The sequence below is a fragment of the Streptomyces sp. NPDC012835 genome (assembly GCF_042900885.1).
Taxonomy (GTDB): Bacteria; Actinomycetota; Actinomycetes; order Streptomycetales; family Streptomycetaceae; genus Streptomyces.
On the sequence record NZ_JBIBBW010000005.1, the window covers coordinates 33645 to 49773 of the forward strand.

13 protein-coding genes and 4 tRNA genes are annotated in these 16129 nt (G+C 71.5%); 10 read left to right on the forward strand and 7 right to left on the reverse strand.

The annotated features are described in order from the left end of the window. Positions 1-5: 5 nt before the first annotated feature. The gene (locus ACFY6S_RS21545) at positions 6-635 is read right to left on the reverse strand and encodes a hypothetical protein (protein WP_388823950.1); all 630 of its coding nucleotides are present in this window, start codon (positions 633-635) and stop codon (positions 6-8) included. A gap of 137 nt (positions 636-772) precedes the next feature. Between ACFY6S_RS21545 and ACFY6S_RS21550 the strand changes: the two genes are divergently transcribed. From ACFY6S_RS21550 to ACFY6S_RS21570, 5 genes are all read left to right on the forward strand, one after another. Then, positions 773-1123 carry a metallopeptidase family protein gene (locus ACFY6S_RS21550; protein WP_388823952.1) on the forward strand — a complete coding sequence of 117 codons (351 nt, stop codon included), beginning with the start codon at positions 773-775 and terminating at the stop codon, positions 1121-1123. A gap of 231 nt (positions 1124-1354) precedes the next feature. Beyond that, positions 1355-3118 (forward strand): metallophosphoesterase, encoded by a 1764-nt coding sequence (locus ACFY6S_RS21555; protein WP_388823954.1) that lies wholly within the window; start codon positions 1355-1357, stop codon positions 3116-3118. Then, positions 3118-3190: transfer RNA gene (locus ACFY6S_RS21560), tRNA-Glu, on the forward strand. Before ACFY6S_RS21555 ends, ACFY6S_RS21560 begins: the two co-directional genes overlap by 1 nt. 39 nt (positions 3191-3229) lie before the next feature. Next, positions 3230-3304: transfer RNA gene (locus tag ACFY6S_RS21565), tRNA-Asp, on the forward strand. Positions 3305-3325: 21 nt separating this feature from the next. Continuing rightward, positions 3326-3402 (forward strand) — tRNA-Phe (locus tag ACFY6S_RS21570). Positions 3403-3452: 50 nt separating this feature from the next. Here the strand turns inward: ACFY6S_RS21570 and ACFY6S_RS21575 are convergent. Genes ACFY6S_RS21575 through ACFY6S_RS21585 form a run of 3 tightly spaced genes read right to left on the reverse strand, consistent with a single transcriptional unit; the run spans position 3453 to position 5767 of the window. Then, positions 3453-4394 carry a cytochrome c biogenesis CcdA family protein gene (locus tag ACFY6S_RS21575; RefSeq protein WP_388823956.1) on the reverse strand — a complete coding sequence of 314 codons (942 nt, stop codon included), beginning with the start codon at positions 4392-4394 and terminating at the stop codon, positions 3453-3455. Further along, positions 4391-5293 carry a DsbA family protein gene (locus ACFY6S_RS21580; RefSeq protein ID WP_388823958.1) on the reverse strand — a complete coding sequence of 301 codons (903 nt, stop codon included), beginning with the start codon at positions 5291-5293 and terminating at the stop codon, positions 4391-4393. The genes ACFY6S_RS21575 and ACFY6S_RS21580 overlap by 4 nt, the downstream gene beginning before the upstream one ends. A 60-nt stretch (positions 5294-5353) precedes the next feature. Further along, the gene (locus tag ACFY6S_RS21585; protein WP_388823960.1) at positions 5354-5767 is read right to left on the reverse strand and encodes a hypothetical protein; all 414 of its coding nucleotides are present in this window, start codon (positions 5765-5767) and stop codon (positions 5354-5356) included. A gap of 233 nt (positions 5768-6000) precedes the next feature. On the opposite strand from ACFY6S_RS21585, the gene hrpA reads away from it, so the two are divergent. The 3 genes from hrpA to ACFY6S_RS21600 all read left to right on the forward strand — a co-directional run bounded on the left by hrpA (position 6001) and on the right by ACFY6S_RS21600 (position 10709). Then, positions 6001-9981 (forward strand): ATP-dependent RNA helicase HrpA, encoded by a 3981-nt coding sequence (gene hrpA / locus ACFY6S_RS21590; RefSeq protein WP_388823962.1) that lies wholly within the window; start codon positions 6001-6003, stop codon positions 9979-9981. Positions 9982-10074: 93 nt separating this feature from the next. Continuing rightward, positions 10075-10149 (forward strand) — tRNA-Asp (locus ACFY6S_RS21595). A gap of 293 nt (positions 10150-10442) precedes the next feature. Further along, a complete protein-coding gene (locus tag ACFY6S_RS21600) occupies positions 10443-10709 on the forward strand; it encodes a DUF6274 family protein (protein WP_388823964.1) in 267 nt (88 codons plus the stop codon). 474 nt (positions 10710-11183) lie between these two features. On the opposite strand, the gene bldC is transcribed toward ACFY6S_RS21600, so the two are convergent. Together bldC and ACFY6S_RS21610 are read right to left on the reverse strand one after the other, a co-directional pair. Then, on the reverse strand, positions 11184-11390 hold the full coding sequence (bldC, locus tag ACFY6S_RS21605) for a developmental transcriptional regulator BldC (RefSeq protein ID WP_003949541.1): 207 nt from the start codon (positions 11388-11390) through the stop codon (positions 11184-11186). A gap of 580 nt (positions 11391-11970) precedes the next feature. Then, positions 11971-12810, reverse strand: coding sequence for a hypothetical protein (locus tag ACFY6S_RS21610; protein ID WP_388823966.1), 840 nt, complete (start codon positions 12808-12810; stop codon positions 11971-11973). A gap of 161 nt (positions 12811-12971) precedes the next feature. Between ACFY6S_RS21610 and ACFY6S_RS21615 the strand changes: the two genes are divergently transcribed. Then, a complete protein-coding gene (locus tag ACFY6S_RS21615; RefSeq protein WP_388823968.1) occupies positions 12972-14063 on the forward strand; it encodes a Leu/Phe/Val dehydrogenase in 1092 nt (363 codons plus the stop codon). Between the two features lie 411 nt (positions 14064-14474). Then, complete coding sequence (locus ACFY6S_RS21620; RefSeq protein ID WP_329066508.1) at positions 14475-14726, forward strand: DUF3073 domain-containing protein; 252 nt, start codon at positions 14475-14477, stop codon at positions 14724-14726. A gap of 259 nt (positions 14727-14985) precedes the next feature. Here ACFY6S_RS21620 and purM read toward each other — a convergent pair whose 3' ends face one another. Beyond that, positions 14986-16062, reverse strand: a complete 1077-nt coding sequence (purM, locus tag ACFY6S_RS21625) for a phosphoribosylformylglycinamidine cyclo-ligase (protein WP_388823970.1) — start codon at positions 16060-16062, stop codon at positions 14986-14988. Positions 16063-16129: the final 67 nt, after the last annotated feature.

Genomic DNA, 16129 nt, shown 5'->3' on the forward strand with positions numbered 1-16129 from the left:
CCCGCTCAGACCGGGCCGGTCTGCGGCGACGCCCTCGGCTCCTTCCACGCCCACACCCCGTCCGGCGCCGCGCCCGTCCGCACCTCCGCCGCCGGGGACGCCGTCGGCGGATCCGGCGTCTTCGTCTCCGGCTCGGGTTCCGGCTCCGGGTCCTGGGTCTGCGGCGGCTGCTGGGTCGGGGGCGGCGCGGTGCGCGTGGGCTCCTTGGTGGGTACGGGGTCCTCGCGCGGCGGGGTCGGCCTGCCCGGGTGCGGTCTGCTGCCGCGCGAGGGCTCCGGCGAGGCGGTGGCCGGCGAACTGGCCTCCGGCGACGCGTCCTTGCCGCCCTTCCCGTCCTCACCGCCCTTCCCGGCGGCGCGCTCGCTCCCGCCGCCCGCCTCCGCGTACGCGCCGGAGTGCTCCGCCGCGCCGCCCGGTCCCGTACGGCCCTGCCCGAAGTGCGGCACCCCGGTTCCGACCCCGGCGGCCGTCTCACCGTCGGGTTCGGCGGCGGCCCCGCCCCGGTCCGGGGAGCGCGAGGGCGCCGGCTCTCCCCCGCCCTCACCGACGCTCATACAGCCCGCGGAGGCCGCGACCGCCAGTGAGCTGGCGATCCAGACGGCGAGACGGCGGCCTGGGGCGGACAACTGGCGCACGAGCGGCACCTCCGGGGAAGGGAACGGGGAACACGGGCGGCCACCCCGCCGACGGCGAGGGAAGGTTGCACTGCACAACTTCCTTTTCCCCGCCGGGGACACGCCCGGAGCCGTCCCGGACGCGGAACAATGGCCGAGTGCTGGAGATGACACGCGAGACCTTCGAAGAACTGGTGAGCCAGGCCCTCGACCAGATCCCCCAGGAGCTGACCCGGGTCATGGACAACGTCGCCGTCTTCGTCGAGGACGAGCCCTCCCCCGACGACCCGGAACTGCTGGGGCTGTACGAAGGGACGCCGCTCACCGACCGGGGCGAGTGGTACGCCGGGGTCCTGCCCGACCGCATCTCGATCTACATGGGCCCGACCCTGCGCTACTGCGAGAGCCCCGAGGACGTGGTGCACGAGGTCTCGGTGACCGTCGTCCACGAGATCGCCCACCACTTCGGCATCGGGGACGACCGGCTGCACGAGCTGGGCTGGGGCTGAACCGGAGGCCCGGGGCCGGACCCGGTGGGCGCCGGGCCGAGCGCGGGGCTCCCCCGCCGGACTCCCGGACGCCGGACTCACGAACGCCGGACTCGCAGACGCCGGACTCGTGGACGCCGGACTCACGAACGCCGGACTCACGAACGCCGGACTCCCGGACGGCTGATTCGCGGATGTGCGCGAGGGCGTCCGCCACGCATGCCCGGCCGCCCTCCCGGGCATAGGGGACCAATGGTCCGCGCCCGCGCCGTACAGCGGCTGAAACGCCTCGCCCTCCGTACCCCGCTCGCCCGGGTCCTGGCGCCCCGCGCCGCCCCCGCCGGCACGCTCGTCCCCACCCCGCACCCCTGGGCCCGCGCCCTCGGGATGACCGCCGTCGTGGTGCTCGGCGCCTGGCTCGGGCTGCTGACCGTCGGCAGCGTGCTGACCCCGGTCGGCCCGATGGACACCCGGATGACCCTGCGGCCGTCCCTCACCGGCGGTACGAAGATCAATGTGTCGCCGCTGGGCGCGCTGGAGCTGGACACCCACACCGCGCCGCTGCGCCTGGACGTGGACGTGGACCGGCTGGACCCGGTCCGCTCCCAGGCGCTCGTCGAGCACCCCGAACGGTTCTCCGGCCTCCAGGACGAGGTCGGCGGCGATGTCAGGGACGGCACCACCGAACTGGCCGTACGCTCCGTCGTCGCCGTCGTGTCCGGCGCCACCGCCCTCGGCCTGGTCGTCTACCGGCGCCCCCGCCGCGCCCTCGCCGCCGGCGGGCTGGCGCTCACGCTGCTGGCCGCTTCCGGCGTCGGCGCCTACGCCACCTGGAACCCCGAGTCGGTGCTGGAGCCGAGGTTCTCGGGGCTGCTCTCCTCCGCCCCGCAGGTCGTCGGCAGCGCCCGCTCGATCGTCACCGACTTCGACGTCTACCAGAAGGAGCTGGCGCGGCTGGTCACCAACGTGACCAAGCTGTACGACGCGACGTCCACGCTCCCCACGTACCAGCCGGACCCCGGCACCCTCCGGGTGCTGCACGTGTCCGACATCCACCTCAACCCGGCGGCCTGGCACATCATCGGCTCGCTCGTGGAGCAGTACGGGATCGACGCCATCATCGACTCGGGCGACACCATGGACCACGGCGCCGCGGCCGAGAACTCCTTCCTCGACCCGATCGCCGACCTGGACGTCCCGTACGTATGGGTGCGCGGCAACCACGACTCGCGGACCACCCAGAAGTACCTCGGGCGCCTGAAGAACGTACGGGTGCTGGACGACGGCCGGGCCGTCACCGTGGCCGGGGTACGGGTGGCGGGCATCGGTGACCCGCAGTTCACCCCCGACCGCTCGGTGGTGGCCGAGGGCGACCCGGCGGAACGTCTGGCGGGCATCCGGCTCGCCTCGGCGCTGCGCGACCAGGAGCAGGCCGGTACGCCCGTGGACATCGCCGTCGCCCACGAGCCGGAGGCGGCGCGGCAGACCGACGGGCTGGTGCCGCTCGTGCTCGCGGGCCATGTCCACCACCGCGCGACGGAGGTCATGCGGCACGGCACCCGGCTGAAGATCGAGGGCTCGACGGGCGGCGGCGGACTGCGCGCCCTCCAGAACGACAAGCCGGAGAAGGTGCGCGCCTCCGTGCTCTACCTGGACCGCACGACGAAGCGGCTCCAGGCGTGGGACGAGATCACGCTCGGCGGGCTGGGGCTGACGACGGCCGAGGTCAGCCGCCATCTGCCGCGTGAGGCGGGAAAGCCGGGCACCGGGCCGTCCGTCACCCCCTCCGCCGGTCCGGCCACCGGCCCGACCGGCGAACCGTCCGGCAGTCCCTCCGCCGGGACGGGCGGGCGTACGGAAGACCCCGGCGCACCGCCCACCGGCTCCGCGTCCCGCTCGGCGCGGTCCTCCGGGGCCTCCACGCCCGTGCTCTCAACCGTTTTGGCGATAGCTCCACCCATCCCATATGCTTCGGACGTCCCCGACGCGCTGCGAAGCGCCCAGGCGGGCCTTTAGCCCTCATCGTCTAGTGGCCCAGGACGCCGCCCTTTCAAGGCGGTAGCACGGGTTCGAATCCCGTTGGGGGCACGCATCACCGTGTGCGAGACTGGTGCTCGCACATTGCTTGGTCCTGTGGAGCAGTTTGGAGTGCTCGCCACCCTGTCAAGGTGGAGGCCGCGGGTTCAAATCCCGTCAGGACCGCTTGCAGCCGCGAGGCTGCGTGGCTGGGTAGCTCAGTTGGTACGAGCGATCGCCTGAAAAGCGATAGGTCGCCGGTTCGATCCCGGCCCCAGCCACCACGGCCCGCGAGGGCGAGAGCCCCCACCGAGCATCTCGGCGGGGGCATTTCTCATGCGCCCGGCTTCACCGTCCCGGACCGCTCGTCGTCCGCCGCCGGACCGCCGTCCACCGCCGGACCGTTCTCAGCCGCCACCGGCCCGTCCTCAGCCGCCACCGCGACGGGTGCCGACGCCCTCCGCACCCTCCGCGGTGTCCGCCACAGCGTGACCGCGACCGCCACCAGCGCCACCCCGCCCAGCAGCGCCCAGTCGGGCACGGCGGCTCCGATCCCGCGCGCCCACTGCTCCACCGCGAACGACGCGTCGACCGAGAGCGGCCCCGGCAGCGCCGTCGTCCCGTCGAAGACGAGGAAGAGGGTGCCCAGGGCGATGAAGAAGAGGCCCGAGAGCAGGGAATTCGTGTGCAGTTGGAAGCGGCCGACACCGAAGGCGCGGCCTCGCAGCCAGCGGCGTCCGCCGAGGTCGAAGCGCTCCCAGAGCAGCGCCAGCACGAACAGCGGGACGGCCATGCCCAGCCCGTACACCGCGAGCAGCAGCCCGCCGTAGAGCGGGCTGCCGCTGAGCGCGGCCACCGTCAGCACGCTGCCCAGGATCGGCCCCGCGCAGAACCCGGCGAGTCCGTAGACCAGCCCGAGCGCGTACACGGACACCGCCGTCGTGGGCCTGATCCGGCCGGACAGTTCGGCCATCCGGCGCGACGCGAAGCCCATGCCGAGCAGCTGGGCGGCTCCGAGCGCGATGATCAGCCAGCCGCCGGTGGCGACCAGCAGATCGCGGTGGCCGTAGAACAGCCGCCCGGCGAACGACCCGGCGGCGCCCAGCGGGACGAGCGTGGTCGCCAGGCCGAGATAGAAGACGCCGGTGCGGGCGAGGAGCCGGCCGGCCGAGTCGATGGAGTACGCGAAGAACGCGGGCAGCAGCAGGGCGCTGCACGGGCTGAGCAGGGCGAGCAGACCGCCGAGCAGGGCGACCGGATAGCCGACGCCGGTCACCGGTCGCCCTCGCTGTCGCCCTTGTCGCTGCCGTCGCCCTTGCCGCTGTCCTTGCCGCTGTCCTTGCCGCTGTCCTTTTCGGCGCCGCCGTCCCCCGTACCGCCCTGCTCCGCCCCGCCGTCCGCCCGCGCCGCCGCGTGCGCCGCCTCGATGGCCCGGGTGAAGGTCTCCTTCGGCTGGGCTCCCGCGATGGGGCGGCCGTTGACGAGGAAGGACGGGGTGGAGGTGGCGCCCAGCCCGTACCCCTCCTCCTGGTCCCCGCGGACGGCTGCCGCCGCCTCCTCGCCGCCCCGGTCGCGCTCGAACCGTTCGAGATCCTGCACGCCCGCCGCGCGGGCGAGCGCGGTGAGCCGGTCGGCGCCGAAGCCCTTCTCCTTCGCGCCGTCGGCGTAGGCGGCGGAGTGGAACTGCCAGAAGCGGCCCTGCTGTCCGGCGGCCCAGGCGGCGTGTGCGGCGGCCTCGGACTCCTTGCCGAAGATCGGGAAGTTGCGCCACTCGATGCGCAGCGTGCCGTCCTCGACGTACTTCTCGATGAGCGCGGGCTCGGTGTCACGGGCGAACTTCCCGCAGTAGCCGCACTGGAAGTCGGCGTACTCGACCATCACGACCGGCGCGTCCGCGCGGCCGACCGAGAGCGGGTCGGCGCTCTCGCGCCGGGCGAGCTTCGCCAGCTCCGGGTAGACATCGGCCCCCGGTTCGGCGGAGACCCCGGCGGCCGGGCCGTCCACCGACTCGGCCGACTCGACCCGGCCGGGCGCGTCCGGCTTGGTCGCGGTGTACGAGACGACGCCGAGCAGCGCGGCGGCGGCCACCACGCCCCCGCCGATGGCGACCCGGCGCCAGGTGGAGGCGGTGGCGGAAGAGCGGGAGGAGGGCGAGGAAGAAGAGGAAGCGGGCATGACGGTACGGCTCTCCGTGAAAGGTGACGAAAGGGACGGGTCCGGGAGGGAGCCGTCCTCCTACACGCGCAGTACGGAGAGACCGACCGGTGACGGGCCCGGCAGCGGCGGCCGGCCGCGCTCGGGCGCCACGGCGGCGACCACCTGGTCGCCGGTGCCGTACGGCCCGCCCGCGCCGTGCGCGTCGTACAGCGCGGGCAGCAGCTCGGGCCCCGAGCCGCCGCGCGGCGGGACGACGGGCCGGCTGCCCACGTCGTCCTGGCCACCGCGGCCACAGCCGGGGACCGGCCGGTCGGGGCCGTCGGCCGTGGCGGCCACGACCTCGCCGGTGCCGCCGCCCGCCGCCACCGTCACCGGCCCGGCGGGCGTCGCGGGCGCGGGTGCGTGGACGCAGAACAGCAGCACCGCCAGCACCCCGAGCAACACCGCGCCGACGCCCGCGAAGCGACCGCGCGCACTGCGGGGGTGGCTCATCCGCGGGCCTCTCGGGTGGGGCGGCGACCGGCCGGGCCGGTCAGGACGTGCCTCGCATCGTAAGGGCTGCTCGGCCCGATCGGGCAATACGCCCGCCGCCACGCCGCGAGCGCGTCCGCCCGACCGACCGGGGCCGGTCCGGCCCGCCCCGGAGCGCGCCGGAGCGCACCGCCCGGCGGATCGCCGAAACTGGTTCGCCACTCCTGAGCCCCGGGTGAGATCCTGGGCTCGGTATGTCTACTTCCTTCGCCGACCTCCAGACCCTGCTGGCCGACGTCTCGCTGCGCGACGCGCGGCGACTCGGCCGCCGTCTCGAAGGCGCACGGCGCATCCGTAAACCCGACGCGCGGCAGGCCGTGCTGGACGAGATCGCCGGTGAGGCCGGGAAGGCCGCCGAGCGCATCCGAGGGCGACGGGAGCGGGCGCCGTCGGTCTCGTACCCGGAACAGCTGCCCGTCAGCCAGAAGAAGGACACGATCCTGGAGGCGATACGCGACCACCAGGTCGTGATCGTCGCCGGTGAGACGGGGTCCGGCAAGACGACCCAGATCCCCAAGATCTGCCTGGAGCTGGGCCGTGGCGTGCGCGGCATGATCGGGCACACCCAGCCGCGCCGGATCGCCGCCCGTACGGTCGCCGAGCGGGTCGCGCAGGAGCTGGACACCCCGCTGGGCGAGGCGGTCGGCTGGAAGGTCCGCTTCACCGACCAGGTGGACCAGGACGCGACGTACGTGAAGCTGATGACCGACGGCATCCTGCTCGCCGAGATCCAGACGGACCGCGAACTGCTCGCGTACGACACGATCATCATCGACGAGGCCCACGAGCGCAGCCTCAACATCGACTTCCTGCTCGGCTACCTCGCCCAGCTGCTCCCCCGCCGCCCCGACCTCAAGGTCGTCATCACCTCGGCGACCATCGACCCGGAGCGCTTCGCAAGGCACTTCGGACGCCTCGCACCCGTGGGCACGGTCGGCGGCGAAGGCGGAGCGGAGCGGAGCGCGCCCATCGTCGAGGTGTCCGGCCGTACGTATCCGGTGGACGTCCGCTACCGCCCTCTTCTGGAGGAGGACGGCGAGGAGGGCGACCGCGACCAGATCACCGCGATCGCCGAGGCCGTGGACGAACTCCAGTCGGAGGGCCCCGGCGACATCCTCGTCTTCCTCTCCGGCGAGCGGGAGATCCGCGACACGGCGGACGCCCTGGAGAAGCGCAAGCTGCGCTCCACCGAGATCCTCCCCCTCTACGCGCGCCTCTCGCACGCCGAGCAGAACCGCGTCTTCCAGCGCCACGCCGGCCGCCGGGTCGTGCTGGCGACGAATGTCGCGGAGACCTCGCTGACGGTCCCCGGCATCAAGTACGTGATCGACCCCGGCACCGCCCGGATCTCCCGCTACAGCCACCGCACCAAGGTCCAGCGGCTGCCGATCGAGCGCATCTCGCAGGCCAGCGCCAACCAGCGCAAGGGCCGCTGCGGCCGTACCTCGGACGGCATCTGTATCCGGCTGTACTCGGAGGACGACTTCACCTCCCGGCCGGAGTTCACCGACGCGGAGATCCTTCGGACGAACCTCGCCTCCGTCATCCTCCAGATGACCGCCGCCGGGCTCGGCGAGATCGAGAAGTTCCCCTTCATCGACCCGCCGGACCACCGCAACATCCGCGACGGCGTGCAGCTGCTCCAGGAGCTGGGCGCGTTCGACGCGGCGCAGAAGGACCCGAAGAAGAAGCTCACCCCGCTCGGCCGCAAGCTCTCCCAGCTCCCCGTGGACCCGCGGCTGGCCCGGATGGTCATCGAGGCGGACCGCAACGGCTGTGTCCGGGAGGTGATGGTGATCGCCGCCGCGCTCTCCATCCAGGACCCGCGCGAGCGCCCCGCCGAGAAGCAGACCCAGGCCGACCAGCACCACGCCCGGTTCAAGGACGAGACGTCCGACTTCCTGGCCTTCCTCACCATGTGGCGTTACGTACGGGAGCAGCAGAAGACGCTGTCGTCGTCCGCGTTCCGGCGCATGTGCAAGTCGGAGTATCTGAACTTCCTGCGGATCAGGGAGTGGCAGGACATCTACTCCCAGCTGCGCACGGTCGCCAAGCAGATGGGCATCCACCTCAACGAGGAGGACGCGGCGGATCAGGCCGTACACGTCTCGCTGCTCGCCGGACTGCTGTCGCACATCGGCGTGAAGGATGTGAAGGACGGCGCGAAGAACGAGTATCTGGGTGCCAGGAGCGCGAAGTTCGCGGTCTTCCCCGGCTCGGCCCTCTTCAAGAAGCCGCCGCGCTTCATCATGTCCGCCGAGCTGGTCGAGACCTCCCGGCTCTGGGCGCGCGTCAACGCGAAGGTGGAGCCGGAGTGGATCGAGCCGCTGGCCGGCCATCTCCTGAAGCGCACCTACAGCGAGCCGCACTGGGAGAAGGACATGGCGGCCGTGATGGCGTACGAGAAGGTGACGCTGTACGGCGTGCCGATCGTCGCGCAGCGCAAGGTCAACTTCGGGCGGATCGACGCGGAGGCGTCCCGGGAGCTGTTCATCCGGCACGCGCTCGTGGAGGGCGACTGGCGGACGCACCATCAGTTCTTCCATGACAATCGCAAACTTCTGGGCGAGGTCGAGGAGCTGGAGCACCGCGCGCGGCGCCGCGACATCCTCGTGGACGACGAGACGCTGTACGACTTCTACGACCGGCGGGTGCCCGAGGACGTGGTGTCCGGGGCGCACTTCGACGCCTGGTGGAAGGCGAGACGGCGGGACGAGCCGGAGCTGCTCGACTTCGAGCGGTCGATGCTCATCAACGAGAAGGCCGGTTCGGTCACCAAGGACGACTATCCGGACTCCTGGCGGCAGGGCCCGCTGAAGTTCCGGGTGACGTACCAGTTCGAGCCGGGTACGGACGCGGACGGCGTGACCGTCCACGTACCGCTCCAGGTGCTCAACCAGGTCACAGCCGAGGGCTTCGACTGGCAGATCCCGGGGCTGCGCGAGCAGGTGGTCGTGGAGCTGATCCGCTCGCTGCCCAAGCCGGTGCGCCGGCACTACGTGCCCGCGCCGAACTACGCCGCCGCCTTCCTGGACCGCGCGGTGCCCCTCCAGGAGCCGCTGCCGGTGACGCTGGCGCGTGAGCTCCGGCGGATGGTGGGGGTGCCCGTCACGGCGGACGACTTCGATCTCGCCCGGGTCCCGGACCACTTGAAGATCACCTTCCGGATCGTCGACGAGCGGCGCCGCCGGGTCGCCGAGGACAAGGACCTGGAGGCGCTCAAGGTCCAGCTGCGCCCCAAGGCCCGCCAGGCCCTCTCCCAGGCCGCCGCGGCCACCGCCGAGCGGTCGGGCGGGGAGACGATCGAGCGCACGGGGCTGACGGACTGGACGATCGGCGAGCTGGTACGGGTCTTCGAGACGCGGCGGGCCGGCCAGCCCGTCAAGGCGTACCCGGCCCTGGTCGACCAGGGCGCGAGTGTGGCCGTGCGCCTCTTCGACACGGAGGCCGAGCAGCAGCAGGCGATGTGGGCGGGGACCCGGCGGCTGATCATGCTGAACATCCCGGTGAACCCGGCGAAGTTCGCCTCGGACAAGCTCACCAACCAGCACAAGCTGGCGCTCTCCCGCAATCCGCACGGCTCGGTCCAGGCGCTGTTCGAGGACTGCGCCACGGCCGCCGCCGACAAGCTGATCGCGGACCACGGCGGTCCCGCGTGGGACGAGGAGTCGTTCCGGAAGCTGTACGAGAAGGTGCGCGCCGACCTGGTCGACGTGACCGTGCGGACCGTCGGACAGGTCCAGCAGATCCTGGCCGCCTGGCAGGCGTGTGAGCGCCGTCTGAAGGCCACGAACAGCCTGGTGCTGGTGAACAACGTCCAGGACGTCAGGGACCAGCTGGCGGCGCTCGTCCCGGCCGGTTTCGTCACCCGGACGGGGCTGCGCCGGCTGCCGGACCTGATGCGCTATCTCGTGGCCGTGGACCGGCGGTTGCAGCAGATGCCGACGGCCGTCCAGCGCGACACGACGCGCATGGAGAAGGTGCACGAGATGCAGGACGAGTACGCGTGGCTGCTGGAGCAGCTGCCCAAGGGGCGGCCGGTGCCGCGTGAGGTCCTGGACATCCGCTGGATGATCGAGGAGCTGCGGGTGAGCTACTTCGCGCACGCCCTGGGGACGGCCCGGCCGGTGTCGGACAAGCGCATCGTGAAGGCGATCGACGCGGCGGCGCCGTAGGGACCGGGGCTCGCAGCCGTCAGTTCGACCGCACCCTCCGGGCTGCTGTACAGTCTGTCTTCGCAGCCCACGGAAACAAGGGCCGCGAAACCTGGTCCTGTGGAGCAGTTTGGAGTGCTCGCCACCCTGTCAAGGTGGAGGCCGCGGGTTCAAATCCCGTCAGGACCGCAAGACAAGAACCCGCATCCTTCCGGATGCGGGTTCTTTCGTTGCCCGGGGCCTCCGGGCCGCCGCTCCGGGCCGCGCTCGCGGCCACCGCCCCCGGCCCGCCCCCGGCCCGCTCGCGGTACTTCCTCGGGTACGGCAAGCGCCGTCGACGCCGTGGTCACGCGGCGGTAATGGCGGGTCCAAATCGCGCGCCGCGGCGCCCTGTCGTCTTGACTGCGTCATCGCCCCGGGGGTACCTAAACAGGAGAGCCCCTTGTCCGTTTCAGTCGGGGGCCGCACCGGGGGTGGTGTGCGTGACCGCATCGACGACGAAGCCACTGAGGCACGAGACCCGCGCGCTGCTGCGCGCCCATCTGGCGGCCGCCTCCGGGCACCCGCACCGCACCGGGCACTGCCCGATCTGCCATCGCCTCCAGAAGCTCGCCATGGAGTCCCTGCCGGGCGACGACCTCTTCATCGGCACCCGGGGCACCGGGGAACTCTTCGCGTACGTCACGAGGGAGGCCACCGGCGGGGAGCCGGCCGGCTTACCGGAGGGCCAAAGCCCCCCGGCCGTCTGAGGTTTGGCTCCGGGTCAGGTCGCGGGGAGGGGATTCACCGAGCTGCGCGCGCCTCGTTGACAAGCCTCAGCGGGTGTGACGGGTGTCACTCGAACAGTTTTGAGAAGGGGCAGACTTACACCCTTCCTACAACGTACCAATTTAATATGTGCAATTGCACTGCCCGTCCAGCGCTTCCCCGCCACTCCCCCACACCCTCCGCACAGCCTCTCAACAGGGGCGCGACAGGGTTCCCGCACCGCACAAAAAAGATCGCGCTGGACTCGGCGGAGTCCAGCGCGATCGACGACTTACCCGTGTTGCGAGGGCATGGGACCTGTTGGGGCAGGTGCCCGTCGTATGGAGCTATGCACGGGGAAGGACCGAGTTGGGGGAAACCCGGCCATCACCCTGATCGTTGACCCCCAGGGGCCTGGTGGACCCCATGGGGCTCGGGTTGAGCCCTGTTGAGCGTTGCTGAGCCTTGCTGAGAGATCAGGCTTCGCTGCGCTGCTGCGGAATACCCGCAAGCAGTGCGCGAACCTCTGCCTCGCGATACCGGCGATGCCCACCGAGCGTGCGGATGGACGTGAGCTTGCCGGCCTTTGCCCAGCGCGTGACCGTCTTCGGGTCCACACGGAACATCGTGGCAACCTCAGCCGGGGTCAGCAGCGGCTCGGCATCAGGGGTGCGAGCGGTCATGAGCGGCCTCCTCGGGAGAACCGAACCTTCTCGGTTCTTTCCTCTAAATTCTGCACCTTGACCCGCGTTGCCCGAAATGGCGGACGCGGGCCGAGTCGGTTATAGGACGAACGGCTTGTCCTCGGCACTACAACTACACCATCCGTCCAGCCACGTCGGCCAAACCGATGGAATTGCCCTCTGAGGTGTTCATCAGCGGCGGAAGCCGATGGACCATGCCATAGCGGACAGTTACGTCGCAGATACGATCAGTCACAGAGCGATCAGGGGTCACCAGATCCCCCGCATAGCGTGCAATGCTGAGTAATCCGCCCAGACTTGGGCGGAAGGAGACCTCCCCGGACTCCTTGTCCTATTTTGGCACGAGGAGGGGTGATGGGCGCAAGAGCCCCGTTAGTGCGGTCCGTCACGCTTGAGGCAAAGGCCCGGATCGGGACTTCCGCCCCGGAGCCCGGTTCAAGTCTGGTTCAAGCCTTCCCCATGCCCGCTTCACGCCCGTTTCCCCTGCGGCGGGCAGCAGGCGGGCAGCCGCCCGGAAATCATCCGACAGTCACCCGTTCGCGTGACGGCGCGGGCACGCTCAGTTCGCGAACTGACGGTCCCGGACCGCTCGCCAGCGCTCGCCGAGCCGTCCGTACGCCTCGCCCGCCAGCTCCCCGTCGCCCTCGCGCAGCGCGGCGATCGCGGCGGACAGGTCGGCCGCCGAGCGGTCCTCGGCCAACTGCGCGCCGGACAGGACGTGGACCAGCCCCCCGTAGTCCAGTTCGACCAGTGAACGCGGGTGGAACTCCTCCAGCCACCGCCCCACGTCGACCAGCCCCTCGGTCATCGGCCCGTCGTCCACCGCGTCCCGCAGGGTCTTCAGCGACCGGGCCAGCCGGCGCCTGGCCTGCACCATCGGGGTCCGGTAGCGCAGCGAGGGGCCCTGCGGGGCGCCCGGCTCGTAGGCGCGCTCCTCGTCGGAGAAGAGCGCGAACCAGCGCACCGGCACCTGCCACACCGCCGTCCTGATCCAGGGCCGGGCGTCCGGATTGCGCTCGCGCCAGCGCGCGTAGTCCGCCTCGGCCTGCCCGCGCACCACCTCGGGCAGCACCGCGTCCAGCAGCTTCGGCGGGAGCGTCCGGGACAGCTCCTCCAGCGCCAGCCAGCCGCGCAGCCGGGTGCGCCACGGACAGACGCACACCACCCCGTCCACCTCGGTGACGAACGCGTCCCCGCTCTCGTGCACGGGAACGGCCATCGGCGGGGTGGGCAGCAAGTCGGCCAGGGAGCGGCGCAGTTCGTCCTGCGCGCTCGGCGTGCGGTCCCGGGCGGCGTAGCGCCGCCAATGGTCCCTCTCGGGTTCGGGAAAGGCCGCCAGCGGCTCGTAGACCCGCAGGTAGGACGCGTAGGGCACAGGAACAGAAGACACCGCCGGCATGGAGCGCATCGTCCCACGCCCGTCACTCTCCGGGGGGTGATCCTGGGTACTGAGGCCGAACCACGCGCGTGGAGGACTTAACCTCGTGCATGCCCCACCGGTCCCTCCCCCACCCACCGGAGGGACTACCCACCGCCGCTCCGTACTTGGGAGTCACCACAGTGACCGATGTTTCCGGCGCATCCGCTGACGTACTGCACACCCTGTTCCGCTCCGAGCAGGGAGGCCACGAACAGGTCGTGCTCTGCCAGGACCGGGCCAGCGGCCTCAAGGCCGTGATCGCCCTCCACTCGACCGCCCTGGGCCCCGGCCTCGGCGGCACCCGCTTCTACCCGTACGCGTCCGAGGAAGAGGCCGTCGCCGACGCGCTGAACCTCTCCCGGGGCATGTCGTACAAGAACGCCCTGGCCGGTCTGGACCACGGCGGCGGCAAGGCCGTGATCATCGGCGATCCCGAGCAGATCAAGACGGAGGAACTGCTGCTGGCGTACGGCCGGTTCGTGGCCTCGCTCGGCGGCCGGTACGTCACCGCGTGCGATGTCGGCACCTATGTCGCGGACATGGACGTCGTGGCGCGCGAGTGCCGCTGGACCACCGGGCGCTCCCCCGAGAACGGCGGCGCGGGCGACTCCTCCGTACTGACCGCGTTCGGCGTCTTCCAGGGCATGCGGGCCAGCGCCCAGCACCAGTGGGGCGACCCCTCGCTGCGCGGTCGCCGGGTCGGGATCGCGGGCGTCGGCAAGGTCGGGCACCACCTGGTGGAGCACCTGCTCAAGGACGGCGCCGAGGTCGTGGTCACGGACGTACGGGAAGAATCGGTTACCCGGATCACCGACCGGCACCCCCGGGTCTCCGTCGTCGCCGACACCGAGGCGCTGATCCGCACGGAGGGGCTGGACGTCTACGCCCCGTGCGCGCTCGGCGGCGCGCTGAACGACGAGACCGTGCCCGTGCTCACCGCTTCGATCGTCTGCGGGGCGGCCAACAACCAGCTGGCCCACCCGGGCGTCGAGAAGGATCTCGCGGACCGCCGGATCCTCTACGCACCGGACTACGTGGTGAACGCGGGCGGGGTGATCCAGGTCGCTGACGAGCTGCACGGCTTCGACTTCGAGCGGTGCCGTACGAAGGCCGCGAAGATCTTCGACACCACTCTGCAAATCTTCGCACGCGCAAAGATCGATGGGATTCCGCCGGCCGCGGCGGCCGACAGGATCGCCGAGCACCGGATGGCTCAGGGCCGCCGGGGCTGATCGCCTGGCCGCCGCCGGAGGAACGACCGGGGGCGGCCGGCAAGGCCGTGGAAAGGCCGCGAAAAGGACGCGGGGAAGCCCCGGAGGAGGCAGCCGGGAGGCCCCTCGCCCGGCTGCCGGACCACTCCTGGGAGCCCTCGGAGCGCCCGGGGGTCGCCGGGGAGACCAGACTCACCCCGGTCGGCGGGTCGGCTCCTCAGAAGAGGCTAAAATCGCAGCTGACCAGGGAGGACGGGGCGCCTCACTGGCCCTGCGCCGGGGCGCGTCATGCGGGCGGCGTACCGTATGGCCGCGAGAGCAGGTACCGTTGAAGCCCTACGGACGGGTCTCTCCGCGGAGAGCTCGTTCTGATTCATGAACGCGTGTCAAGACTCTGGGGCCGTCGAGCCCCGTCACCGAGGGGGTCGAGCCATGGGGCGCGGCCGGGCCAAGGCCAAGCAGACGAAGGTCGCCCGCCAGCTGAAGTACAACAGCGGCGGGACCGACCTGTCGCGTCTGGCCAACGAGCTGGGCGCATCGCCTTCGAGTCAGCCACCGAACGCAGAGCCGTTCGAGGATGACGAAGAGGAAGATGACCCGTACGCACAGTACGCGGATCGATACAACGACGACGAGGACGAGGACGACCAGTCCGGGCCCTCGGCGCGGCGCCGCGGCGCTTGACGTCCGTATCCCCCGAGCGTCAGCTCATCAACCCGGTCCGGGGCAGCAGTCCTGGACCGGGTTCTGTGCTGTCCGGCCGGGGTCGGCGGCGGCGTGGAGTCCGGGCGGGTGCAGCTCCGCGCGGGCGGCCGGGAGTGCGAGGCGTATGCCCCGCGCCTCCCGGTTTTCCGGTGGCCGCACCGGATCTTTCCGAGGGGGCGGCACCGGACCGGCGCGGTCGTCACCGGCACCGGCACCGCACGGTCGGTCCTGACCTCGCTCAGCCGTTGCTCGCGTAGTCGCCGGTCAGCGCCGCTCCCGTGGTGTGCGCGCCACGCTCGGTGATCTCTCCGGCGATCCAGGCGTCCACGCCCCGGTCGGCGAGGGTGGTGAGCGCGGAGTCGACCGCTTCCGCCGGGACGACGGCCATCATGCCGACGCCCATGTTCAGCGTCTTCTCCAGCTCCAGCCGCTCCACCTGTCCGGCCTTGCCGACGACGTCGAACACCGCGCCGGGCGTCCAGGTCGAGCGGTCCACCGTGGCGTGCAGCCCGTCCGGGATCACCCGCGCCAGGTTGGCGGCGAGGCCACCGCCGGTGATGTGGCTGAACGCGTGCACGTCGGTGGTCCTGGTGAGCGCCAGGCAGTCCAGGGAGTAGATCTTCGTGGGCTCCAGCAGCTCCTCGCCCAGGGTGCGGCCGAACTCCGCGACCTCCCGGTCCAGCGCCCAGCCGGCCCGGTCGAAGACCACGTGCCGGACCAGCGAGTACCCGTTGGAGTGAAGCCCGGAGGACGCCATCGCGATCACCGCGTCACCCGTACGGATACGATCCGCGCCGAGCAGCCGGTCCGCCTCGACCACGCCCGTACCGGCGCCGGCGACGTCGAAGTCGTCCTCGCCCAGCAGTCCGGGGTGTTCGGCGGTCTCGCCGCCGACCAGGGCGCAGCCGGCCAGGACGCAGCCCTCGGCGATGCCCTTGACGATGGCGGCGACGCGCTCGGGGTGGACCTTGCCGACGCAGATGTAGTCGGTCATGAAGAGGGGTTCGGCGCCGCAGACGACCAGGTCGTCCACGACCATGCCGACGAGGTCGTGGCCGATCGTGTCGTACACGCCCATCTTGCGGGCGAGGTCGACCTTCGTGCCGACGCCGTCGGTGGCGGAGGCGAGCAGCGGGCGTTCGTAGCGCTTGAGGGCGGAGGCGTCGAAGAGGCCGGCGAAGCCGCCGAGGCCGCCGAGGACCTCGGGGCGGCGGGTCTTCTTCACCCACTCCTTCATCAGCTCGACCGCGCGGTCACCGGCTTCGATGTCGACGCCCGCGGCGGCATAGCTGGCACCAGTAGTCGTTTCGGACATGGCTGGATACTTTCCTGTCGTCATTGGGGTCATCGAGGTGATCATCAGGTCGGTGATCGTCGAGGTC